Source organism: Paenibacillus sp. P46E, from assembly GCF_001909095.1.
Lineage (GTDB): Bacteria > Bacillota > Bacilli > Paenibacillales > Paenibacillaceae > Paenibacillus_AQ > Paenibacillus_AQ helianthi.
In genome coordinates this window covers 108,683-133,988 of the sequence record NZ_LVYZ01000028.1, presented here as the reverse complement: position 1 = coordinate 133,988, position 25,306 = coordinate 108,683, and the positions used below count along the sequence as shown (strand labels likewise).

Here is a 25,306-nt window from a genome sequence, read left to right as displayed (position 1 = left end):
GAAATGGGTAAACGACTCAATACAGACAGTCTGCCAGATTCCGCAGCATAACCGTTTTTCACTCGATGCATAGTCGAAATCGATCGTTACCAGGGGTCAGGAATGTCTAGTTTATTAATTGAACACTAAGTTAAGCGAGTGTGTTCCTTTCAACCGTTCGTCTACTCACACAGCCATTTAGTGAACTACTAAAGGTCTCTTGCAGTAAGGCCTTGTGAATGCTTACAGCTTTACCATAATTACGGATTGTAAAAATCCACAACCGTCTCCCCTTTCACAAACGGTCCCAGCAGCCGGATTTGCTCATAAGGTGCCAGCGGATTGGCAATCCGCCGCAGCATCAGCTCAGCCGCCCGTTCCCCTGCCTCCTGTACAAGCAGTATCGGACGCGACAGGCCAGGGCAGGCTGCCAGCTCCCCATGCTCCAACGCAATGATTGAAATCTGCCCCGGAATATCGAGTCCCAATTCTTGTACCTTCCGCAGAATTGGCCAGGCTTGTCCATGATTCGCCGAGAGAATAGCCGTAGGGCCTCCTGTCTGAAGAATGTCCGATAAGTCAGTAAGCCAATTCGGATCACCGGGGTTCACATGATGCATCTGCCTATTACCGGGAATTCCCCAGCGTGCGCAGGCAGCCACGAAGGTCTGATGGCGCAAGCGGAATCCCCGCTGCCCTTCCGGCTCGCCCACGTACAGAATTCGGCGGTGTCCGCTCCGGCAGAGCTCATTCACCGCAAGAATCATCGCATGCTGGACATCCCAGATTACACTGTCCACCTCAGCACCTTCGGGCGGGAAATTGATCATTACTTTCGGAAGAGCGAGCTGCAGCAGACTCGTCTCTGCCCAGACGGGCAGCAGCGGAGACAGGAACAATCCGTCGAAGTAGAGAATTCCGCTCTCCTCCAGCCAGTCCGCCAGCCTGTCCGGCTGGTGTCTCTCAAACGGCAGCAATATGGATTGTACCCGATGGCCCAGCTCATTCAGACGCCGGTGCAATCCATGGAACTGCAGAGTCAGAAAAGAGTGGTCCGCAGGCATCAGCATGACGAACCGGCGCGGTTTGCCGGCCGCATAGGCAATGGACTCAGCGGCAAGTCCCGCTTCCTGAGCTTTGGTCGCATAATTCATTTCCCGGGCGGTGGCGAACACCAGCCTGCGGGTCGCTTCCGACATACCAGGCAGCCCGCGCAGCGCTTTGGATACTGTGTAGACGCTCAGCCCCAGACGATCGGCCAGATCACGCAGCGTGACCGTTTTTCTCTTCGACACACGGCTTCCCCCTTTAACTTAGCAATTTCATTCTCTCATAGCCCTCCTGCAATGCAATCCCCAAACCACCCAAAGTACAACTAAAATCAAACTATAACCCCTTGTTCCTTATATCTATTATAAAGCTAAGCTCTATATAGAAAGGATGAATATGGTGAAAAAAGAACGGATGAATCTGCAGGTGGCCGCAGAGGTATATGAGGAGGCCGATGTCGTCGTTATCGGGGGAGGTCCAGCCGGGACAGCGGCGGCCATCTCCGCCGCCCGCTGCGGACAGAAGGTGATTCTGCTGGAGCAATCGGGGCAGCTTGGCGGGATGGGAACACTGGCTAATGTCAGCATCTATATGAGTGTCGGCAACGTGACCGGCATCTACCGTGAAATGCTTGAGGAGACAACTCCAGAAGCCGTTCCCGGCTCCCACCTGGTGTCGCTGCACTCCCGGAAGGACCAGTATTCGCCCTTTGCGGTGCGCCATTATCTGAACGGCAAACTGTACCGGGAGAAGGTTAAGGTCTACTACCATACCGTCTATGTCCAGCCGATCATGGAGGGGCAGCGGGTACGGGGAGTAATGGCCTGGACCCGGGAAGGGCTGAAAGCCTTCATGGGCGGGATTGTGCTGGATTGCTCAGGGGACGCCGCTGTGGCCAGAGATGCCGGAGTGCCCATGCGCCACGGCCGGGAACAGGACGGATTAACTCAGCCCATGACCCTTATGTTCACCATGCAGAATACCGGCAAGCCGGTTGCCCCTTATCTTCCTGAGGACTGTGAGGTATATGAGTCAGTAGACGATCTGCCGCAGGGACGCCACCTGTACTGGGAAAAGAATGACGACGGCACGCTGTTAGTCAATATGACCCGCGTTAAGGGCAACGGTGCCCGTATTGAAGATATCAACTTTGCGGAGCGCGAGGCTCTGCGCCAGGTTTTCTCAACGGCCCATTATTTGCAGCGCAACGGGTTTGAGAATTACACTATTGCCCATATTCCCGGCCAGACCGGTGTGAGGGAAACCGGGCAAATCGTTGGCCTGTACACATTGACCGAACAGGATTTGCTTGAAGCCCGCAGGTTTGGCGATGTTGTCGCGCAGACCAATTATGAAATCGATATTCACAGCCCTGACGGACAAAAAACGACGGAGGAGCGCCAGCTGGGAAGCTACGATATTCCGTACCGCTGTATGGTGCCTGCCGGTGTACAAGGGCTATTGGTAGCGGGACGAAGCATTTCAGCGACTCATGTAGCCATGTCCTCCATGCGCGTGCAGGCCACCTGCTACGCGCTGGGTCAGGCCGCCGGAATTGCAGCAGCTGTCGCCAAGGAAGCGGGCACCGTCTGTATGGCGGATATTTTAATTCCGCGGCTGCATCAGTTACTGGCTGAGCAGGGCGTGCAGTTTCATGGCGGCGCGCCGTCTGCTGGGAACAACGGCCAGCGGGTTGCCCCCTGAATATTCTGGGAATTATAAGCCGTTACAGCAACCGGGCCGGGCTATCTGCTGCCCTGCCGGAGCAGCATACGGTAACGGCCCGGTGGTACACCCGTCAGACGTTTGAAGCTGCGGCAAAAATAAGACAGATCTTGAAATCCGGCTGTCATCGCAACCTCGATCAGCGGCATCGTCTCAGCTTCCAGCAGCTCCTTGGCACGGTTGATCCGGTAATGTATTAAATATTCCAGGATCGTAATGCCGGTCTCCTGCTTAAAGATCCGGTGCAAATAGGAACGGGAGAAATGAAAATAACGGGACATCTCTTCCAGCCGGAAGGGGAACTTGTAGTGGTCGGCAATGTAGCCGGTCATCTGCTCCGCGAGCAGTTTCCTGCGCTCCTCCGCTTGCCGGGGCGGCGGCTCCGCCTTCTGTCGTGTCAACGCAGCGAACAGCCGAAGCAGAAGGCTTTGCACTTCTAAGGTGTACGCTTCCCTCTTGCCTGCAAGCTCGCTTTCCAGTTCGAGCAAAATGGCCCGGACGCTCTCCAGCTGGCCGATGTTCAGCTGCCGGAGCACAGAAGCAGACACTCCATCGGGCAGCCATTTGCAGACTTGCTCCGCTGCGGAGCGGTCTACGCCGCAAAGCCTGTCCAGATAGCTCTCGTCTACTGAAAGAATCAGCCGGTGCAGCGGCTGGCCATTGGCTGGTCTGGGCATATGAAGCACGGACGGCCTCACAATAATCAGGCTGCCCGCGAAGATCCCGTAGGCTTGATCTCCGGCAATGAATCCTCCGCTGCCTGCCAGGCAGAAGTACCATTCATAACCGTGATGCGAGTGCAGTTCTGCCTGCTTGACGCCATTAATGCGCTGTACACATTGAACCGGGTAATCTGCAAGCGCCCTGTTCGTCATATCATCGACAATATAGGAATTCTGCTTCTTCAACCCCACTGAAGGAGCAGGTTTCAACTCCTCATTTACGGATCTCATTCCAGACATGCCAAGCTTCCTTTCCTCATCCGTATAAGTGTACAATCCTCCAATACATCGGGCAGGATCGACCAAGAATTCATACAGGCAAGTCACTTATACTGCTTAATATAAGCTCAACTCTACATCACAGGAGGACTAGTAGATTATGACAACATTACCTTCACCACAAACACTTGAGCGCGCAGCGAGCAAAGTGTACTCCTATATGCTGCTGGACCATTCCGGCAATTGGGGAATGGACATGGCGCATTGGGATTGGGTTCCCGGCGTAGGTGCCGCCTCTATCCTGGAATATTATCAGCAGGACGGCGGCGAGGAGATTGTAAACCGGCTGTCAGAATGGGCACTGAAGCATTTGCACCAATCCGAGCATGCAAAGGTTATTAACTCCATGGCTCCGTTTGCCGTCTTTCCCGCACTGTACAGCGCCACAGGGAATCCTGTCTTTAAGGAGACCGCGGTCCGTACCGGTCAATGGATGCTGCATGAAGCGCCAAGAACCCGGGAGGGCGCTTTCGAGCATACTGTAACGGAACAGGCAAGCTTTCCGGAGCAGGTCTGGGCGGATACCGTGTTTATGGCTGTGCTGTTTCTGGCCCGTCTAGCCCGGCTGACCGGAGAAACCGAATATGCCCGGGAAGCCGTCAGCCAGCTGGAGCTTCACCTGAGACTGCTTGAGGATGAACAGAGCGGCGTGCTGTTTCACGGCTGGAACTGTATCACCGGTGACCATATGTCCGCAGCCAGATGGGCAAGAGCCAACGCCTGGATCGCCCTTGCAGCGCCCATGATTCTGCAGGAGGTGGAGGGGCTGCTGCCGGTGCCTGCCTCCATTCCGGAGAGATACTCCCGCTTGATGGCGGCGTTAATCGGTTATCAGAGTCCGGCCGGGCTCTGGCATACGGTCATGGACCGGACAGACTTCTATCTTGAAACCTCCGGGAGCGCCGGCATCGCAGCCGGGATATTCAAGGCTGTACGGATGGGCCTGCTCGGCGAAGCAGCTCTGAGACCTGCCGGTGCCGCACTTGAAGCGGTGCTGGGCACGATCAAGGTCGATGGGGAGGTTGGCGGCGTCTCCGGCGGCACTCCGGTGATGCCCACCGTGGAGGCCTATAATGAAATCTCTTGCATACCGACTCTCTACGGTCAAGGCCTGGTGCTCATTCTTCTGGCCGAAGCCATGAAGTGAAGCCGGACGCACCCACCAAAGGCACCGCAAGCATGCGGTGCCTTTGGTTTTTTGCCGGGCCTCTGCCGCAGCGCTTATTGTTCATAGACGGACAATCCGCTTACAGCAATGGACCGGAAATGCCGAAGGTCAATCTCCTGCTTTCCACACGCATGTCCTTCCTAGTCCTGTCCTCTCAGCACCTCCACCCGGTCAGGCTTCAGCCGTAGCTTAAGCTCCAATCCCCCTTCTCCTGTATCCCAGTTCGCGATAATCTCCTCCCTGTCGACCACTGCCGATAATGCTCCCTCCATAGAGTCCCGGATAAGGAACGGTACGTCCTTCTCTTCAACAGACAGAGCAAAGATTACGGCCGCTTGTTCCAGTGCCGTGAAATCAATCTCGCGGCGTTCTCCGCTATACAACACCAGATCAAGGCCGATCCTGCCGTCAGTTCGGGTAATTTCCCACTTCGGCTCTCGCACAAGCGGCGTTTCCCTCCCCGCAAACCGGGCATACAAACCGCGAAGGGAAAGCTTCACCCCGCCTATGGATACCCTCGCCCCGCCGTCCACAGCTTCGGCGGTTACACCGCCCAGGCTGCCTCCGATTTCCAGCCGCAGGCGCAGATCCTCCGTCTGAATGCCGCCGTCGATCCGGTCTAGTCCGATATGGGTATCTCCGCCGTTCAGCGAGAGCTGAAGACCGCACAGCACATTTCCCTTGCGCTGCTCGGCGGAAAAGACGGGCGCGGAAAAATCATAGCCATCATGCAGCATTCGCAGCGCCGCATAGACCGTTCCGCCGGAACCGTCCACATAGGCCAGCAGATTACGCCGCTGGTTCCACATGACCTCCTTGCTGGCCGAACCAAGCACATAGCGCGTGGTCATGTAAGTAACAGCGGTTTTTTCATAGCCGTCTTCACTGCGGTAATACACCTCGCGTACTTCCCTTTCGGCGGCTTCCTTGAACAGGGCGCGGTAGGGTTTGGGACAGGAAATGCCAAGGTTGTACCATTCCAGATCGTAGAACATATCTGCGGGAGCGAAAAAGTCCAGTTCTCCCTCCAGCGCCAGTTGCAGGAACGCCTTGGTTGCATCCGGCAGTAGGGTGGAATAACAGCGGCTATGCGGTCCCGCCCATTGCCCTGTGGACGCGTGAAAGTGCCGTGCCACCCCCTCCCAAGCCAAATTCAGCATATCCTCGCATATTTCCAGCGACCGGCTGATCCTGGTCACGGAGCGGATGCGCGACAATTCAATAATCGCCACCTTGGTGTACGTCGGACTGTTGTATTCCTGAAACGTCCGGGTTCGGCTGGCATATTGATGGAAGGCCTCGAATTTCTGCAAGCCGTAATCCAGATAGCGCGAATTCTGAAACACTTCTCCCGCGAGCAGCGTCACAAACGATCCCATAATGGCGATATTCGTATAATGCGGACCCATGTTGCGCCGGATGATGGATTCACAGGCGTGAAATACAGATTCCTGCACCTTCTCCAGCAGTTCCGCGGGCATCCGGTGTCTATGTCGAATTACGGTTGTTAGAAGTACTTTTCCGATAAAGTCCGCCCAGTTCCAATCCGGGGGGCTCATGCTTGACAAGGGCTCCTCCAGATAATACGACCAGATTCCATAAGTCCTGCTGGACGGATCACGGTCCTGAAGCGAAACAATTTGACGGATCACGGCAAAGGCCTTATCCTCATCATCCATAAGCTCGGTATCCAAAAGCCCTTGGGCATATTCAATGGAAGAGCGGACGGAATGCACCCGGTCCACATTCTGAAGTGCGGTGTGATAGCCGTTGGTTTTATATTCTTCTCTGATCATCGAATGCTCCGGGCTGAATTGGCTCTCCATCTGCCCAAGCCGGTACCGCAGGAGCTCCTGTTCATCGAGCATATTCTTCATTTTGAATCCTACCTTTCATGTGGGAGGAGAAGCCGTTAATGCCCCAGTTTCTTCTGCTCCCGGTTATTTGCGCCGCTGCTCCCGGTATTCGGAGGGGGTCAGTGCTGTGAATTTTTTAAAGATGCGGACAAAGCTGTTGACGTTGCCATAGCCTACCGCTTCGGCAATATCCATGATTTTGCCGTCAGTCTCCTCCAGCAGCCGTTTGGCCTCGGCCATGCGCAGCGCCATCAGATAGTCGATGAAATTGCCTTCGGTCTGCTCCTTGAACAGCTTGCTCAGATGAGACACGCTGACCCGGAATTCCTCAGCCAGCAAATTCAGCGACAGATCAGTTCTGCTGTAATTGTCATGAATATAATCCAGCACCTTAAGAATCAGACCGTTCTTCTCCCTGCTGCTCCGTTTCTCTTTGATGGATTCCATATGTCCCTGCAGGGTCTCCATCAGGAATTCCTTGATCTCTTCGAGGCTTTTGTGCAGATTCAAAGACTCCTGCAGCTCCTGGGGCATTTGGATGTTCTTATGGCCGATGCCGACCTCTTCGGCAATTTCCGCCGCCTTCATCAGGCATTGAAGGCTGAGCTGCCGGATGATCTGGGGCGGCACGCCATATTCGGCTAAGGCTTCGATCCAGCGCTCCACCTGCTCGCGGAGCTTCGCACCATCAAGCATCTTCAGCGAATCCATCATATCCTCCGTCATCGCAACCAGACGGTAAAAGCGGGGAGAAAGATCGCTGTGGATATCTTCGCGGGTGATGATCGAATTTGCGCCGAAGACAAGGCGGTAGGACAAGGCCTCTTTGGACTGCTTAAAGGACTTGTGAAGCTCTGTCATGGACTCCACCAGCCCCCCCACCCCAATGGAGATAGTGCGCCGGAAATTCTCTTCCACATACGTTTTGATCAGTTCCGCTACAGCCACCGCCCGCAGTTCGGCATCGGCATCATCGTCGGCAAAACTGATGATGATGGCACAGGTGCCATTCTCCAGCTCGATGGCAGCACCTTTTCCTTCGGCCAGAATCAGCTCCTCGGCTAAATTGCAGAGCGCATAATTGTACAGGTGCACATCCCGGATCGCAGCAATCTCTTCCCGCCGGTCCAGCTCCGCGTTCAGCACGACAAAGCGGTTCGGATGAAATTGGATTCCGAGCATCTCCATGTACTGCACAACATTGGAGATATTGATTTTATAGTTGGAGAGCAGCTCCATCAGCAGCTGCCACTTCAGCATGGGTCGGGTCTCCCGCATCTGCTTGTGCAGCTGGTCGCTCTGGACCAGAATCCCTTCAAAAGCGGACTCCAGAAATTGCAGATCATCTGCCCGGTCTGTCTCCTTCGCCTGTGGAGAATATTCGTTCAATTTGACGGACAGTGTGTGCAAAAACCGGTTCAGCGGTCTGAAGGTCCACTTGCTGAGCACCAAGCCCATGGCGGCAGCGGCAGTGAGGATCATCGCCGAAATTACGGCCAACGTATTACGGAGCGCAATAAGCGGCTGGTTGAGCTTAAGATCAGAAACGGTGCGGACCAGCATCCATCCGGTGTAGGGAGAGTCCAAATAGAAGACCATCGACGACTTCTGATCCACCTGTGAGTGAAAGTTTCCTGTTCTGCTCTTGCGGCTCAGCGCCTCATGAATGTATGAAGACTGGCCGATGTTCTGCCCCAGCTTGTTCTCGTCGGGATGAAGAACGATCTGCCCCGTCTCATCCACAATAAAGGTCTCCCCAAGATCCTCATCTTCATTGTGAATCAGCGAGAGCAGCATTTCCGTCTTCAGATTCAGTGCTATCGCCCCTTTGCGGGCACCCACGGAATGAAGCAGCGGATAGGTGCGGACCAGCGTGACCACATTTCTGTAGATTGGCGAGGTGGACCGGTTAATGACCAGTTGCCGGCTCGGCAGCCACTCAAAATAGCCGTCGAATGTCTCGAACGCATTGATCCATCCATAATCCTCCAGCTTGCGCTCCTCGGTCAGCACATCCCCGGAAACCAGCCTGTTCTGGCTGTAAGAATACATATCGATGGAGAAGATGTAATCGTCACTGCGGATGAGCCTGTCGATCTGTCCGCCCAGCCGGAAATCATTGCCGGCCGCTTCCTCGCTGGGAAGCTTTTCATCAAAAAACTTCTGGACCTCATCATATTGAACGAGCTGGACAGACTCATTGTCCACACTCTTCAGCACCAGCTCCAGCTTCTGGTTCATATGCTCCAGCAGTTCCATATTCGTCCGGGTCAGGCGGTCCTTAAGATCGCCGGTGAAGATAAAATAAAATAACAGCCCCGATATGCACACAATCAGGAACAAAAGAATCAGCAAGCCCGCCATCAATTTTTTTGCCCATTTATTCTGCAAAGCTCCCCATCCTTTTGTTCCCGACTGATCTCAGCCGTTACTCAAAACTGGCTTTGTTCTGCTCGTACCATTCCTGCGCCTGGACCTGTACCTGCTCTCCGCCCAGCCGTTTCCATTCCTTGCGGATTTCCTCAAGCGCCCAGGCACCGGTATACTTGCTTCCCTGTGTGGTAACCTTGGCGCGGATTTCATTGATAAATGGCGTCATGGATGTCTGGATTTCGTTGAATTCCACAAAGGTTGGCTGATACGGAATATCCCGTCTGAATTCGTTCTTCATCGCCACCTCAAGCCCCTGCCGGCTGAGCGCGGCGAGACGCTGGGAAATTTCGTCCGAAGCGGCCCTCACCAGCAAATCTTCCGGTTTGAACGTACTGTTGCGCAGGACGGCGTATTCTCCGGCGTATCCTACTTCTTTCTTGAATTTGTCGGCGTCGATCACCTTGGCGACTCCGTTCACATCGGTGTAATGTTCGCCCTCAAAGCCATTGATAAGTGTCTTCCAGCCTTCATCCACCATCCAGTCCAGATACTTCACAGCCGCTTCAGGATCGGCCATATCCTTGTTGAAGGCAACATAAATGAACGGGGAAGTTTCCTGATACAGGCCAAACTTGCCGTATTTCGTGGATACCGGCTCCAGCGGCACGGGCTGCGCATCTGGCACATTGGCCAGCATATCCTTCAGCTGAGATTCCATCGTTGCGCCGCCCCAGTTGGCAATATAGATGCCTGCTTTGCCGGTGGTCCATAGCTGGATGGCCCGCTGATTGTTCTTGTCGGTCAAATATTCCTTATCGACCAGCCCCTGCTCGTATACCTGCTTTTCGAGGGACATGACATCGCCGAACCGGTCAAGCAAGGCGCCATAGGCCATCTTGCCATCTTCCAGATACCACTGGTTGTTCATATCCGCATATATGGCCGAATAGAAGTCAAAGGTGGTTGAGCCTACGATCGGTGTCGTATCCGCAGCGCCGTTGCCGTCCGGGTCTCCGTCCTTGAAGGCCTGGGCGACTTGAAGCAATTCGTCAATGGTAGTCGGCATGGCCAGCCCAAGCTTATCCAACCAGTCCTGACGAATCCAGGCACCGTGATTGGCAACGGAATTCATGGTCCGCTCCGTGGCAACCGCATACATTTTCCCGTCGAACGTCAGGTACGGCTTAAGTTCTGGATGTGCCTCCAGATAGGCTTTGTAAGAGGTGCTGTACTTCTCGATATATTCATCAATCGGCTGGATCGCCCCTTGTGTAACCAGCTTTCCGATATAACTGCGGTCATATTCCCAAATCAGGTCCGGCGCCTGGTTGGAAGCGATCAGCACATTTAATTTGTCCTGGGCCTGTGCCCGGGGAACCGGAATAATCTTCACGTCTATCCCGCTCTGCTCCTTGATCCATTTGACCCAGCGGTTGTCCTCATAGGTGCCCTCATCGCTGGAAACGCCGCCGCGGTCGAACATTGAAACGCTTACAGCTTTGGGTTTGCTGTTTGTCGCCTCGGGGCTGGTGGTTGCCAGCGAATCTGTCTTGTTGCTGGCCGTGTCCGTGTTGTTCGCGCACCCGCTCAGCAGCGTGGCCGCCGCTATTCCCAGCGTCAACGCTGAGGACAGCCATTTGGTTTTGTGCATTTTCATTTTTAAATAACCTCCCTTATTAATCTAGCATATCTTTAAGCTTGTGGTAAGCTCGTGATATCAGCCTTTGACCGAACCCAGCATAACGCCTTTGACAAAATGCTTTTGCAGGAACGGGTAAACACAGAGAATCGGCGTGATCGAGAAAACAATGGATGCCGCGCGTATTCCCTCCGGTGTAATGGAAATCTGCCCTACGCCTTCCCCGCTCTTCAGCAGTTCCGGACTGACCATTTCAATCATTTGATACAATCTGACCATCAGGGACATTTTGTCGGTGCTTTGGATATAAATCAGCACATTCATATAAGAGTTCCACCAGCCCACTGCATAGAACAGGGTCAGAGCCGCAATGACCGGCATGGACAAGGGAAGGATAATTCTCCAGAGTATGGTCAATTCATTGGCTCCATCGATAGCGGCGGATTCTTCCACCTCTTCCGGGAGTCCCTCGAAAAAGGATTTCATGACAAACATGTTATAGACACTGATTAATGCGGGCAGCCAGAGCGCCCAATACGTGTTGACCAGCCCCAGAGCGTTAATTAACAGGAAATGGGGAATCATCCCGCCGCCAAACAGCATGGTGAACAATACAGCCATCAGAATAGCGTTTCTTCCCCGCAGCCTGCTTTTGGACAAGGGATAGGCGCACAGCACGGTGAACAGCATGTTAAAAGCAGTCCCCGCAACAGTGATGAACACCGTATTTTTCATGGCTACTACCAGTTGCCCGTCGTCAAACAGATTGTGGTAGGCGTCCAGATTAAAATCAACCGGCCAGAGGAAAACCTCCCCGCCGCTGATCGCCCGGCTGCCGCTGAAGGATGTGGCGATAATATTGATAAAGGGAAACACTGTCGCCGCGGCAAACAAGGCAAGCGCGATATAATTCAGCCACCGGAAAAATACGGATGAGAACTCGGCTTTGGCTTTCATAAATGTAATCGACCTCTTTCTGTAAGCATGATTCCTCCTACCACAGGCCCCGTTCTCCCATAGTCTTGATCAGCCGGTTGACCGAAATGACCAAGATAAAGGCGATAAGTGACTGGAACAGCCCCAGGGCCGTTGTATAGCTGTATTGAAGATTTTCGATCCCGCGGGTATAGACATAAGTGCTGATAACCTCGGCAACCTGACTGACGGCGCTGTTCTTCATGGCGTAGACCTGCTCAAAGCCGACATCCATCATTTGGCCTACCCGGAGAATCAGCAGAATTGCGGCGGTACCGCGGATACCCGGCAAGGTGACATGCCAGATTTGTCTGAATTTACTGGCTCCGTCGATTTTGGACGCCTCGTACAGGGTAGGGTCAATGCCGCTTATAGCCGCCAGATACAGAATCGTTCCGAATCCCGCCTCCTTCCATATGCTTGAAGCAATGAAGGATACCGGCCACCAGAAGGTGTCTGCCATGAAATAAATCGGCTCTAGACCAACCCATTGCATCAGCTGATTCATGATCCCGGTGGATGGGGACAGGATGGCGATGACGATGCTCCCCAGAACCACCCAGGAGATGAAATGCGGGATGTACAGCAGATTTTGCAACACACGCTTGTAGCTGCTCCGGGTCACCTCGTTAAGCAGTACAGCCAGAATAATCGGCACCGGGAAAGCAAACACGAGACTGTACAAATTAAGCAGCAGCGTATTACGCAGTACTGTATAAAATTCCGGGCTGGCAAACAGCTTCCTGAACTGCTCCAGACCCACCCATTCGCTCCCCCATATTCCATCCGCCAGCCTGTAATTTTTAAATGCAATAATTTCTCCGAATAATGGGGCGTATTTGAACAGCATAAAGAACACAGCAACCGGAATAAGCATGAGATACAAATATTTATCCCGCTTCAGCTGTTTCCGGAATCGGCTTTTGGATACTGCGGGTCCGGAGCCTTTCTGCATCGCCGGTGGAATATAGGGCTCTGCGGATTGTGACAAGCAAATCTCTCCTTTCTTGCTGGGGCTCGTTCATCCGGCGATATCGCCTGTCTAAACGGCTGCCCTCAAATTAGCATGAAAGAAAGAGCTTCCGAAACCTTCACTTTCCCGTTTTCTACACCATTTCCCGATTCGGCACCCTTCATCATTTGTTGCAACCTCCATTTTTTAAGCCGGGCAGTGAATTCATTTCCTTTTATGGTAATTTATGCAAAAACAATCACCTTCCCGGGAGAGACGAGCTCGCCGCTGAACTTTCCGCTTTCTAGTGTACAAAGTGCAATTACTCCGGTACGTGTGTCCTTCAAGAGCCATAAGTAGAAACGCCTACGCGTCTTTAAAAGGGCAGTATCCGTTTCAGCGAGAATGATAAGGAGCATTTATTGCGCGACTAGAGTACAGGGCTGAATAAATTCAGCCCCTCCTCCATCAAACCGTAAGTGAGGTTTTCCCTCATACGGCTTTCCGATGTTCGTCATTCATGGGCATGCAGCATATTTGCTTTGGCCTCATGACCTAGTTTCCCCTTAGAGTTGTTGAGCGTTTTCTTGCGTGTCGTTAGCCATTTTGGCATTCACGAACTCGTACCTCCTGGTGAAACATGAACAAAGCAGGGCTCCTTCCCTCCCTAAGGTTATGTTGTCCTTAGGTTCTTCGGTATTATGAGCCCCTCGGACTCCCTTCCTGCAGACGGTTCACTTCGCCTTTTGGGCTTATAGAACGCCTCTTTACATCCTAGCTAGCTACAAAGGTGGCTTGGCCCCTCCTTTGGTTGAACTCTTACCCAATAGATAATGCGTGCCTCTGGGCACCCAACATATAAAAAGACGGCACTCCCGAAGGAATACCGCCCATGCAATTATAATGAACTTTCCTTCTTCATCATTCTCAGGAGGACCACTACCGCTTCGGCGCGGGTCGCTGTCTTCGTTGGAAGAAATCTGCCTACAGCGTCTCCTTGAAGGAGACCCGCTTCGGCTGCGCCGGATACCGCAGCTTGGGCCCAGGCGGGGATGGCTGCTTCATCCTTGAACGGTATCCGCGCCGCAGCCGGCTTCAGCTCCGTACCGGAATGGGCCCGCATGAGCAGAACCGCCAGCTCCGCCCGGGAGAGCGGCGTCCCGGGCCGGATCGTGCCATCCTCGTTTCCTTCTATCCATCCGGCCTGCACAGCCGCCGCCGTAGAGCTTCGCGCCCAGCCGCTTACCGATTGCGCATCCGCAAAGGACAAGCCGTTCAGACTCTCTGCCGGCTGCAGCGCCCGGACCAGCAGCGTCAGGAACTCCTCACGGACCACCGGTTGATCCGGCCGGAAGGTTCCGTCCCCGTAGCCATTCGCCAGGCCTGCGGTTACCGCCTCAACAATGTTGTCCCTGGCCCAGTGGCCCCCGATATCGTTCAGGGCCAGTCCGGTGCTTATTCCTTCCTTTCCCGGATCGTCCGGAGAAGGACTAAGCGCGAAAACGGCAAACTTCGTGAACAGATCAACCCCGGCGATGAGCTGATCCCTGTCCACCGTTCCTCCGATGTCCACCCAGGTACGTTCCTGCTCGTTGAATGCAAACATTACGGGCTTCTGTTGCGCCTTCAGCTGTGCTTTATTGAAGCGGATGCTCAAGGCTGCAGATTTGGCGGGCGTACGGGAAGGCTCCATTGTGATCTCAACAACCGAACTGATGAGTTCTCCCGGAAATGCTCTGCCGGAATCCGGGACAGTCTGCAGCTTGCGAATGGACAGGCTAACCGCTGTATCCATGAATCCGCTGGGGAGTGTAAGTCTCGCTTCATCCCCGAGCCGTAACTCCCCGGCCTGGCCTGCTGCTAGGAGCAGCTTATCCGGCAATTCGCCGCTTCCCGGAGAAGAAGGACGGCTGTCCGGTGAATTGGGATTGCCGTCTGGTGTATCAGGACTGCTGTTCTCCGCAGGTCCCAAGTCAAGCAGCAACGGCGAGAAGGGGTCAAGCGTTAAGCCCGATGCTCCAAGACTCTTGCCCTGAATCAAATTCTGTGCGCTTTCCGTCGCCTGTCCATCGAGAAGGATATTTATCTGTTTGGCCTGCCAGCTGTAATTGGCGACATTAAGTAACAGCCTGCCTTCGTATACACTGGTTCTCCACTCCACATTGGAGACCGTTTCTCCTGTTTGAGCATCTGTCAATTCCACCTGAAGCAAATTCTGCTGTCTGAGCAGCGGAATTAACTGTGCTTGCAGTGCCGGGAGAGTGGGCGAAGTCAGGGCGGTTGCGGTTCCTGACACAGGAATAACTGCAGCATGCGCCATAATGTAGCTTCTGGCCGCTTCCGGATGCGCCCGGTTATGGGCATCCCGGACGAAGGACTCCTCGCCCAGCACAACCGCCTGCCCCCCTTGCTTCATATAGACTTTTACGGCTTCTACAGTCTCTGCGTCCACATTCCGGGCATCCGGAATAATCAGCAGCTTGACGGAAGACAGCTTGCCTTCCCTGATCTGCTTCTCACTGACAAAGCCGACCTTCTGCCCGGAGAGGGACAGAGCGGAATAGACCCGGTCCACCGCCTCCAGATAAGCCGGACGGTACAGGTTGGAAGCCTTGGAATACAGAACGGCTGTTTCTGCCGGAGCGTTCTGGAAGGAGGTAACCTCCCGGGCCAGACGGTTCAAGTCCATGCCTGTTTTGCCGATAGCCGAAACGACATCCGGACGATACAATACACTGCCCTCGAAATCACTGGCGGGATCGTTGGTTCTTTCCCATACCCATATGGTTGAAGCACTTCGTCCATGAATAGCTCCCTGCCATATATCGTTGCGCACATGGGGCACCTGCTCGGGCACATAGCGGCTGTCGCGGTCGGGAATGATATGGTCTTCCGAATTGAACACAGGAGCCGTTTTATAGGAGGACAGCAAATCATAATATTTAAGTTTCTCTATAATTGTCGCTCCCTCGTCATGCAGATAATCCCAGGCATCCAGACCGTTCAGATCACTGAGCCCGGAAATCTGCTCCGGATCAATCCCCCAGGATAGCGGAGACTTGGCCAGTTGGGACTTGGCCAGCACTCCACCCATGATTTTGACGCTCACAGGAATATCCGGCGCCATTTCATGGATAATATCTGCCATCCATTCATGCCACTCAGCAAACAGTTGGTCATTAAAGCTGATCCAGTCATAATAAAGCGCTGTCCGCTCCTCCGCCTGCGGCATCGTAACCCGCTCAAAGGATTCATAGGCGGTATTGTACACGGCATTCAGCTGTCCAATGTCCGAATACATCTGCTTCAGATAAGCCTGCCATGCGGGCTTTTGCGCAGGATCTTTATAAGAGGCGAACACCGGCTCATTGGACAATACGATATTATGGAGAGCGGGATAATCCTTGACCATGGGAATCAGGGTGCGCAGATAATCCTCAATCGCCTCCCTTGCCTTCGGATGGTTAAAGTTGAATTTGATGAAGCCGCTGTTATTGGAACGGATTTCAGGGTACTTTTGCAGCAGGAAGTCCGGGAAGTAGTGCGGTGACAGCAGCAGGCTCACCGCCTGATTGTGTTCACCGGCACTTTGCAGCGCCTGCTGGATATCATTCCGGATATGGGCCGTAGAGATGAGATAATCCTCTTTCACTACAGTGCCGCCATCCTCAAATCCGGGATACGCCGCCAGATTGGCGGTGGTCCCGCTTTCCACAATACCAATACTGTCGATCAGCAGAGAATCGGTTACATTCTCGGACACGATGCGGAAATCCAGAGAGGTCTCGGCACTGCCCGTGCGATATTTTTTGGCAATTTTCTGCCAATTATAGGTTCCTGCCGGGATACCCAGCCGGGTTGCGAAGGTCCCGAACCATGTGTTGTTTACATTGCTGCCCTTGACCCACATGCTGAATTCATATTCGGTGTTTGGCTTGACGGCTATTTTCTGCCATACCGTTCCATACACGTTTGCAGCCTTTGGCGTAAGGTTGACTATTTTCAAGGCCCGACTTCCTTCGTGAACCGCTTCTGTCCCGTAAGAAAAGCTCGCCTTGGCTTCCCCCCTGGTTTCCGTGCTCCACCCAAGTATCGTATTGGGCGATTGGAGGATACGGTTAGGTCCGGTTTCCATCTGGATCATATTCGACCCGAGCTGGGACAGAACAGGAATATCCTTTTTCACCTGGGCGAAATGCCCGTAGCCGGTAAAGAAGATCGGTCTTGACTCCTCTGCCCCTGTCTGCGAATTGACCGTGTTGCCAATGAAAGATTGCTGGTCGATGTACACATCGCCGGTAACATACTGCGGAACCGGGAAACTGGTCTGTGTGCCGGCCAAATAGGCCTCAAGGCGGTCCCGGGTCTGCTGGTACAGAAGCAACAGCTGGTCTCTGACATATTGCGCCCGCTCCAGTTTATTTTGGACGACATCTTCTTTGCCGTAAGGAATAAATTTATCGATGACCGTTATATCCAGCTTTTCATAATCCACTGCAATCCCCTGTGCCTCAGCCTGCTCCAGCAGCGCTTTCAATTCACCCATATCTTCTTCAAGCTGCTCCAGATCCTCTTCAATCTGAGTGCCGGAGGGAAGAATGCCGAGCTCCCACTTCAGTGTCCTCTCTTCGCCCGTTCCCGTTTCCCTGACCTCTGCCGCGAGCGATTGCTGTCCGGTCTCGGCAAAGGAGGCCGTAATCGGATGCTGCAATACGGAATGTGCAGGTACTGTGATATCCCTCCATGCCGGGTCCAATTGAGATATCCTTGCCTGGAATTGCTTAATCTGATCTGTGGAATTCACCAGATTCAACTGAAAGTCCAGCGGCTCGTTCTGCTCCGCGGTGAAGCGGTTCTCTTCCGGCTGCGTATAATCACGGTCCAGCCATGCCGCCCACTGACTGTTTTGCGGGATGAAGAACAGATTCCCGAAGCTGTGCTGGTCCTTCGTTTTTCCTATGCCCGGTGTCCATTCCACCCAATTCTTCCGTCCGGCTCCGTCATTGTCATTCAGCACAAAATTAAAGGGCATGGATGTCCCCGGCTCACCTGCGTGGAGGGCGTTCCAGGGGATTCTGGCCTCATAGATAGTTTCCGAGCCAATCCGGCCGGTTCGCAATTGAATTGGTCCCTTGTCCGGAGGCGTATCTCCCTGGTTCCATGTCCATACCTCAGGCTCCCCGTTTACATGGGCAAATCCGTATTCCGGACCATACAATGCGCTTGTCCCGGAAGCGAACTGGATACTGTCTCCCGACCACATGGAGGCTCCGGCCACGCCAGACTGCACATTATCGCGCACCTTCGCGGCAAGATAGAGGGAATCGTCGTCATATGCAAAATACACCCTTCCCAATAGATCAGAGGCTCCCTGCCAGTTGGCCAAATTGGCCTGGCCGCTTCCGGGCAGTGGCAATTCGATGAAGGAGGCTTCGTTCCATTCACTTAAATCACCGTCCAGAACAATCCCGTCCGCATAATAGACAGGCACCGCTTTGCCCTCCGCCAGACTTCCAAAAAAAGTCTGCTCATCAATCACTGTGCCTGCCCCTGCTCCGTTTACACTATAGCTGAAAGTGGATATAGGACTGTCTGTATATCCCAAACCTGTTGCATACGCTTTCAAAATTAAGGAATGATCGATAGCAACCGACCCGGTATACCATTGCTTTGTCGGAGACAAAACAGGGTCCGTGCTATCTGTTGTGTAGTAAACAGCAGCAGAGACGGTTGCTGTAGCCAAGCTGACAGCTGTACCTGATTCCACTGGTCCAGAAGGAGGATCGGCGCTGACGGCCGCAGCTTGCGGCACTGCCTCAAAGTCCCCGTTCTGCAGCAGATTGGTATCCGTTCCTGCCTCCACCATCGTCATGTCATCGAGCCAAAGTGCCGCTGTTACGCCTTCGGAGAGAACGGTAAACGGGTAAGAGGTGGCAGAGGCATCTGTTGTAAGATTACACGTGATGGACTGCCAATCGAAGGTTCCCGCCGGCAAAGCCTTTCTTAGCGACCAGCCTGTATTTAGCGCGATACTTGAGTGCGAGGCTTCAATCCCCTTGACCTTCAGGCTTACCTGATAGGTGGTATTGGGCTTCACCGGAACGTGCTGCCGGATCGCCAGAAACACATTGCTTGCCTTTGGCGTCCGGTTCACTAATTTTAATGAGGCCTGACCCGCGCTGAATGCGGTTTGGTCGATGTAGACTTCCCCGTCCACCCCATTATTATTGTAGCTTGTTGGCCATCCTGGAATATTAGCGATTGGCGCAGATGCGGCAAATGCAGGAGGGATGTTAATCCCGCTGCCCAAGATCAGCAGCACACTGAACAGTACGGCAGCAACTCTTGCGGGATACCTTTGGGTTCTCAAATCGAATGCCTCCTTTGTGGCTATTATTGGCTTCGCTTATTCTTGCACTCCGGCCGGAGCTCCGGACCATCCTCCTTTTTTTCAGAGTCTAAAGCACCTATACCCTAGCATCTGCCATCGTTTTGTGTTATCTGCACTTTTTGTGACGGTCTTCTTTATTTGTGATTTTGAGGTTTCCATTTTTGTGCTTCTCTCTATCTGTACTTATGATGTAATCAGCTTTACTACTTACTTTAGCAATACAGCGGCATGGATAAGCAAGAAGGCTACCGACACAGTGCCTGGGCCGATTTGCCGATCATCATCTGCCTAAGCTCCGCCTTCTCTTTTAGCTCATGCAAAAAGGCCTTGTCCATCCAGACGGACAAGGCACAACACTCTGCAGTTCTTGGATAATCCCTGTTTGCTTTATATCTGGAGCTCACTATAATCAATCAGTACCAAACCGATCAGCCCTTTCAACATGCTTCAACGATAGTGAAGCTGAAATCTCCATTCACCATGCCTATACCCGTGCCTATGTTTTAGCTCGCTGCCAAAAAAAGCCCTGCAGTCAATTGACCACAGGGCTCTGCAAGGACTAGCTGACTTGCTTTTTCGTCTTATTGATAACACCAGTCCGTGCTGTCCGCACCGGGGAGATCATCCAGTACGCCATACCGACAAACACGCCGCCGCCGATAATATTGCCTAAGGTGACCGGAATCATGTTGTGCAGCCATCCGGCTATAGTAACCGTCTCCGGATGGTTAGGCAGTAGCACCGCTACGCTTAGCAGCGTCATATTCGCTACACTGTGCTCATAGCCGCTCGCGATGAAGGCGAACAGACACCACCAGATCAGCACCAGCTTGGCAGTCTCGCTTTTGGCGCGGGAGGACATCCACAGTGCCAGGCAAACCAGCCAGTTACAGAGAATACCGCGGAAGAACAGCTCAGAGAACGGCAGGCTCATTTTTTTGGCGGCTGCGGTAAAAATCAGATGTTCCGCCGGAGCCGCTGTAAATAATCCTGTACCCCGGATCAGTAATGCCAGAACCACCGCACCGGCAACATTCCCGATAAATACGAGGACCCAATTCTTCGCTGTATCCCATACGCTAGTTCTTCCCGCAAGTGTACTTACGGTAAAAAACATATTGTTCCCGGTGAACAGCTCCGAGCCGGCGAAGACTACCAGTGTCAGGGCAATCCCGAAGGACATCCCCATAATCAGCGGCTGAAAAGGAGATTTAACCGCCGCCAGCGGTGCCCCGAGTGAAAAGATCAGAATAATACCAATGCCTACATAGGCTCCGGCCAGCAGTGCTGCAAGAAAGTATTTCGGCAGACTTTCATTCATCTTGTCACGTTTGGCCACTGCCGTCTCCACGATGTTCTCTACACTTTGCGTAAACACACGTCCACCCCGCCCCATTCTCCTTTAAAATTGTTTATTCATCCAGACTTTCTACAGGCTGACCTTTACAATACCGCCGTCCAGTATAACCGGATAGACCTTTACCTTCCCGTGGTCCGGGGCCTGAACTTCGCCGCTGCGCAGATCGATTTTCCAGTCATACAGCGGATCGTACAGATAGTAGCCGGAGACGATCCCCTCAGCCAGCGGACCGCCTTTGGGATGCGGACTGCGATTCTCCAGGGCATAGACGGCACCATCCGAGGTGCGGAAAATGGCTAATTCAATCTCACCGGTGGTGACAACCCGGCCAATCTGCAGCAGGAATTCTTCCACCGTGCCTACAGCATATTCTTGTGTAGTGGTTTGCATTGAGCTCTCTCCTCTCATATTCGGTATAGGTTAGACTTTTGCCTGCTCAAACAGTGCGGTACGTGTATCTTGGTCATCCAGCATTTTTTTCCAGGGATCAGAAACCTGTGCCAGGGCAAAATCAATCCGTGCAGCAAGCTCCTTGCGTTGCTCATCATTCTCCAGAATCACCTGTTGAATCTGCTCAAGTCCCATACGTTCCACCCACTCGGAGGTTCGTTCCAGATAGTTCCCTGTTTCACGGTAATACTGCATAACTGCGGAGCAGACCTCAATCAGTTCTTCATCGGTTTTCACCTTGCAGAAGGCATCCGCGATCCGCGGCTTGATCCCGCCGTTACCGCCAATGAAAATCTCCCAGCCGCCGTCGTTGCCGACGATGCCGATATCTTTTGTGCATGATTCCGCACAGTTGCGCGGGCAGCCGTTGACTGCCATTTTGAACTTGGCCGGAAAATCAAGCCGCTCGTATTTGCGTTCAAGCAGCGCTCCCATACCCATGGAGTCCTGTGTGCCAAAACGGCAGAACTGCGAACCTACACAGGTCTTCACAGTGCGCAGCGATTTCGCATAGGCATAACCGGATGGCATGTCCAGCTCCTCCCACACCTTGGGCACATCTTCTTTCCGGATACCGATCAGGTCCAGACGCTGCCCGCCGGTCACCTTTACAACCTTAACATCATATTTCAAGGAGACGTCGGCGATCCGTTTCAAATCCTCCGGTGTCGTGACTCCGCCATACATACGAGGTACAACCGTAAAAGTACCGTCCTTCTGAATATTCGCACTCATCCGTTCGTTGACGAAGCGCGACTCCTTCTCATCCTCATGAGTGTCCGGATAGATCATACCGAGATAATAGTTCACCGCCGGACGGCATTTGGAGCAGCCCTCGGCTTGCTTCCAGTCCAGTACATTCATGACCTCCTTGGTCGTTTTCAGGCCTTTGGAGGTGATTTCGGCTACGATCTCATCTCGGCTTAGAGTGGTGCAGCTGCAGATCCCCTGCTTGGCACTCTGCTGGAAGCTGTCCCCAAGGACAAATTGCAATATCTGCTCCACGACTGGCTTACAGCCCCCGCAGGAACGGGTAGCCCCGGTGCAGGCCTTAATCTCATCTACAGTGGTGAAACCATTCTCCGTAACAGCATCAACAATGGCTTTCTTGGTCACCCCGTTGCAGCCGCAGACAATCTCTTCATCGGCCATCGTTTCCACCGACAAGCTCTTTTTCGCTCCGCCTCCGCCACAGCAGCCTGTGCCCATAACCTCGCTGTAAATCTCCTCAGTCATTTCTGCACCCTGCTTCACCAGCTTCTGCAGACTGGCCGATTCCGTGACATCGCCGAAGAGGACTGCTCCGACAATGGTATTATTGTTGAGCAAAATCTTCTTGTAGGTCCGCTTCCATTCATCTTTGGCTGAGATGACCGTGTGCTCTGCGGTTTCTGTGAACTCACCGGCAGAGAAGACATCTACTCCAGAGATTTTTAGCTTGGTGGCTACAACCGAACCTTCATAAGGCTGAGTTGGCACGTTGCACAAATGTTTCGCAAGCACCATTCCTTGCTCGAACAACGGTGCAACCAGACCATAACAAGTTCCTCTGTGTTCTGTACATTCACCTACGGAATATACATCCGGCATCGAGGTTTGCAGATAGTCATCGACAACAATCCCGCGATTTACCGTAATGCCGCTTTCTCTGGCGAGTTGTGTATTCGGCTTAATTCCCACAGCCATGACTACAAAATCCGCGGCCAGCTCCGTTCCGTCACTGAAGCGAAGTCCGTTCACACGTTCATACCCGGTCAGCTCAACGGTCTGCTTGCCCATAGCAAACTTCACGCCCTGGCGGGCCAGTTCTGCCTGAAGCATGGAGGAAGCTGTATGATCCAGCTGGCGCTCCATCAGATCTTCCAGCAGATGCACAACCGTAACGTCCATGCCGAGATTCACAAGTCCTTTGGCCGCTTCCAGTCCCAGGAGTCCGCCCCCGATAACTGCTGCCGTGCGGTACTGCTTGGCTGCTGCAAGCATGGCATCACAATCTGCGATATCACGGAAGCCAACTACCCCTTCCTTGTCGCTTCCCGGTATTGGCAGAATGAACGAGTTCGAGCCTGTAGCAATGATCGCTTTGTCATAGGCAACAGACAGTCCATTATCTGTGATGATCTGCCGAGATGCTTCATCAATACGGATAACTGTAGTTCCTGTATGCAAAGTAATATGATGATCCGCATACCACTGGCGGTCATTGAGGATAATGTCTTCGATTGTTTTACTGCCTTCCAGAACGTAGGACAGCATAATGCGATTGTAATTGGGATGCGGCTCACTTCCGAACACAGTAATATCATAAGCGCCGCCAAGCTTCAAAATCTGCTCAATTGTGCCTACTCCTGCCATTCCGTTACCTATGAGTACTAGCTTTTCTCTCTCCACTGTCACTGTCATGACCCTCCTTCATGCATCTGAACTTCATCACAACATGATTTGATAAAGAAATTATACTGTTAAAATTTAAAGCGGATTTGTGATTGCAGTCACACCAATTGTGAAGCATTTCACATAATTTTAATCACGCTTCCTTAACTCTTTTGGGACACAAAAAAACGCCATATTCCTTGACGTAAGCCTAAGGAATGTGGCGAAATAGTACTTCATTTAGAGCAACACAAGCACAACCTCCAGAGTATCCTGTGGTCTAAGCTTCATATCGATCCCGGTGTCCAGCAGTTGCTTGCCATTTACCTTCAGCATCCATGCCTCATTACTGAGTGGCTTGTAATCCATAATACTGATTATCGTCTTATTATCCTCGGAGAGCTGCACCATTCCACTGGTCTTCAATACACCCCGTACGGACAGGTCCTCGGTATACGGCAGCACGTAAGAATGCGTCATTTGCGGCTGCTCACTACCCCCGTTAACAGTGAAAATGACCGGCTGCAACTCTGCCCCGCTTGCTGCTGGGACAGCTTCAGCAACGAGGGTATCCCCGCGGTCAACGCGGCTGTTCCAATCCGTTATTTTTTTGCCGTTCAATTGAATCTCCCAAATCCACTCGGGACTCAAAGATACTTTGTTGACTGCCAGAATCTTGTTCCCGTCATCCGCAAACGTGGCTACGCCACTGTTCTTGAGCAGCTCGATGAGCGTCAACCCATCTGTATAGGCTTCACTTAGCTGCCTGCCCGCGCTTCCAGCCAGCTCGCTGTCACCGACCCGAACCGAAAAGCCTGGTCCGGCATTTCCAGTCCCGGCATCGTTCCCATCTGTTGGAGTGCCAAGAACCGATGAGCAGCCGCTCAAGGTTGCAATTATCATTATTCCCAGTAAAATACGCCACACCCACTTCGCGGACATTCCCGGCACCGCCTTCTCCCGCCTGACTCCAGCTTTCCGCTGCTGTTCAGACATGTCTTGATTATGTACATTGTCTTTTTTAAGAATAACGTAAACGGGTGCCGTTCTCAAATACTCCTTATTCCAGCACAAAAAAAGTCCCCGAAGGGACTTATGAAATGTTAATTTTCTATTGGTAGCGCAGGAAAAGAATGTTGTTCTCCAGATGGACATGCTCAAAGGTCATGCCCTCCAGCTCTTCAAGACGGGCATAGGTCAGACGGTAAGTGGTGCAAGCATGCTCCGGTGGGGTGAAATCCCCTGTAACTCTCCGCAGCTCGCGTAAAATATCTCCTGCCCCGTCATGCTCCTCCTCCAGCGTACTTAGCAGTCCGCGCAGCTCAGCCAACCCTTCAGCGGTTGGATTTTTATCATAGGCCAGCATTTTGGGGAATTCACTTTCTTCTTCCTTGGCCGTGTGCTCCAGCAATTCCTCACGAAGCGTATGGAACAAGCGGTACACCTCAGCCAAGTGCGGAGAATCCTCTCCATGGACGCGGAAGACCTTTGTTACATTCTGGGCGATGAGCGGCAGCTCCTCGCGCAAATAGTTGTGATGCTTGTTGATAATGTAATCAACCAGCTCTTCTGACGATGCTTCGTTCCAGGCCGTATCTTCTTCCAGCACCGGATGGTCGGCATACAGCTTGTTCAGATCCTGAAGTACTGCCTCTGTATCAAGCCCTTTTTCGGCTACCGCCTCTGCCAAAGGCTTCGCGCCTCCGCAGCAAAAGTCAATCCGCTGTGCCTTGAAGTAATCTGCTGCTTTGGGGAATTGAAGGACGATATCTCTTACCATTGCTTCACCGGTGAATTGAGCGGATGTATCCGTCATTGTATTGTTCAATTGTTTGGCCGTCATGCTGGGCCCTCCCTTGGGTTGTTGTTGGTCTAGGTTTCTTTTACCTCTATACCTTAACGCCAGCGTGGAAGACGGTTTGTGATTGTACGCACTAAATATAAAAAATTTTAATGAACTTGTGGGTGGTGGGATAGTTTCACTTCCAATAATTCGATTCTTTCTACTATATAT

At 52.9% G+C, this 25,306-nt stretch carries 15 protein-coding genes; 2 read left to right on the top strand and 13 right to left on the bottom strand.

The genetic code is table 11. The features are described 5' to 3' along the window. Positions 1-239: 239 nt before the first annotated feature. Positions 240-1,274: a LacI family DNA-binding transcriptional regulator gene (locus tag A3849_RS07090; RefSeq protein WP_074110774.1), complete on the bottom strand. Its 1,035-nt coding sequence runs from the start codon at positions 1,272-1,274 to the stop codon at positions 240-242. A 154-nt stretch (positions 1,275-1,428) separates the two neighbouring features. Here A3849_RS07090 and A3849_RS07085 point away from each other — a divergent pair, with 154 nt between their 5' ends. After that, a complete protein-coding gene (locus tag A3849_RS07085; protein ID WP_306010695.1) occupies positions 1,429-2,733 on the top strand; it encodes an FAD-dependent oxidoreductase in 1,305 nt (434 codons plus the stop codon). Between the two features lie 41 nt (positions 2,734-2,774). Here the strand turns inward: A3849_RS07085 and A3849_RS07080 are convergent, their stop codons facing one another. Continuing rightward, entirely contained in the window at positions 2,775-3,716 is a 942-nt protein-coding gene (locus A3849_RS07080; protein WP_143191755.1) for an AraC family transcriptional regulator, read from the bottom strand. Between the two features lie 139 nt (positions 3,717-3,855). On the opposite strand from A3849_RS07080, the gene A3849_RS07075 reads away from it, so the two are divergent. Continuing rightward, positions 3,856-4,902, top strand: coding sequence for a glycoside hydrolase family 88 protein (locus A3849_RS07075; protein WP_074110771.1), 1,047 nt, complete (start codon positions 3,856-3,858; stop codon positions 4,900-4,902). 161 nt (positions 4,903-5,063) lie between these two features. On the opposite strand, the gene A3849_RS07070 is transcribed toward A3849_RS07075, so the two are convergent. The 11 genes from A3849_RS07070 to ric form a co-directional block, all read right to left on the bottom strand. After that, positions 5,064-6,800: a hypothetical protein gene (locus tag A3849_RS07070; RefSeq protein ID WP_074110770.1), complete on the bottom strand. Its 1,737-nt coding sequence runs from the start codon at positions 6,798-6,800 to the stop codon at positions 5,064-5,066. 63 nt (positions 6,801-6,863) lie between these two features. After that, positions 6,864-9,170, bottom strand: a complete 2,307-nt coding sequence (locus tag A3849_RS07065) for a helix-turn-helix domain-containing protein (protein WP_074110769.1) — start codon at positions 9,168-9,170, stop codon at positions 6,864-6,866. Positions 9,171-9,207: 37 nt separating this feature from the next. Next, the gene (locus A3849_RS07060) at positions 9,208-10,809 is read right to left on the bottom strand and encodes an extracellular solute-binding protein (protein ID WP_143191754.1); all 1,602 of its coding nucleotides are present in this window, start codon (positions 10,807-10,809) and stop codon (positions 9,208-9,210) included. A gap of 60 nt (positions 10,810-10,869) precedes the next feature. Continuing rightward, a complete protein-coding gene (locus A3849_RS07055) occupies positions 10,870-11,748 on the bottom strand; it encodes a carbohydrate ABC transporter permease (RefSeq protein WP_074110768.1) in 879 nt (292 codons plus the stop codon). Positions 11,749-11,785: 37 nt separating this feature from the next. Beyond that, the gene (locus A3849_RS07050) at positions 11,786-12,757 is read right to left on the bottom strand and encodes an ABC transporter permease (protein WP_256700678.1); all 972 of its coding nucleotides are present in this window, start codon (positions 12,755-12,757) and stop codon (positions 11,786-11,788) included. Positions 12,758-13,616: 859 nt separating this feature from the next. Continuing rightward, positions 13,617-19,088, bottom strand: coding sequence for an S-layer homology domain-containing protein (locus tag A3849_RS07045; protein WP_074110767.1), 5,472 nt, complete (start codon positions 19,086-19,088; stop codon positions 13,617-13,619). A gap of 580 nt (positions 19,089-19,668) precedes the next feature. Continuing rightward, positions 19,669-20,487 carry a formate/nitrite transporter family protein gene (locus tag A3849_RS07040; protein WP_074110784.1) on the bottom strand — a complete coding sequence of 273 codons (819 nt, stop codon included), beginning with the start codon at positions 20,485-20,487 and terminating at the stop codon, positions 19,669-19,671. 51 nt (positions 20,488-20,538) lie between these two features. Continuing rightward, complete coding sequence (gene nirD / locus A3849_RS07035; RefSeq protein WP_074110766.1) at positions 20,539-20,859, bottom strand: nitrite reductase small subunit NirD; 321 nt, start codon at positions 20,857-20,859, stop codon at positions 20,539-20,541. Between the two features lie 30 nt (positions 20,860-20,889). Beyond that, on the bottom strand, positions 20,890-23,322 hold the full coding sequence (gene nirB / locus A3849_RS07030) for a nitrite reductase large subunit NirB (protein WP_074110765.1): 2,433 nt from the start codon (positions 23,320-23,322) through the stop codon (positions 20,890-20,892). A gap of 210 nt (positions 23,323-23,532) precedes the next feature. Next, positions 23,533-24,234 (bottom strand): hypothetical protein, encoded by a 702-nt coding sequence (locus A3849_RS07025; protein ID WP_143191752.1) that lies wholly within the window; start codon positions 24,232-24,234, stop codon positions 23,533-23,535. Between the two features lie 169 nt (positions 24,235-24,403). Further along, positions 24,404-25,135 (bottom strand): iron-sulfur cluster repair di-iron protein, encoded by a 732-nt coding sequence (ric, locus tag A3849_RS07020; protein ID WP_143186207.1) that lies wholly within the window; start codon positions 25,133-25,135, stop codon positions 24,404-24,406. Positions 25,136-25,306 lie beyond the last annotated feature (171 nt).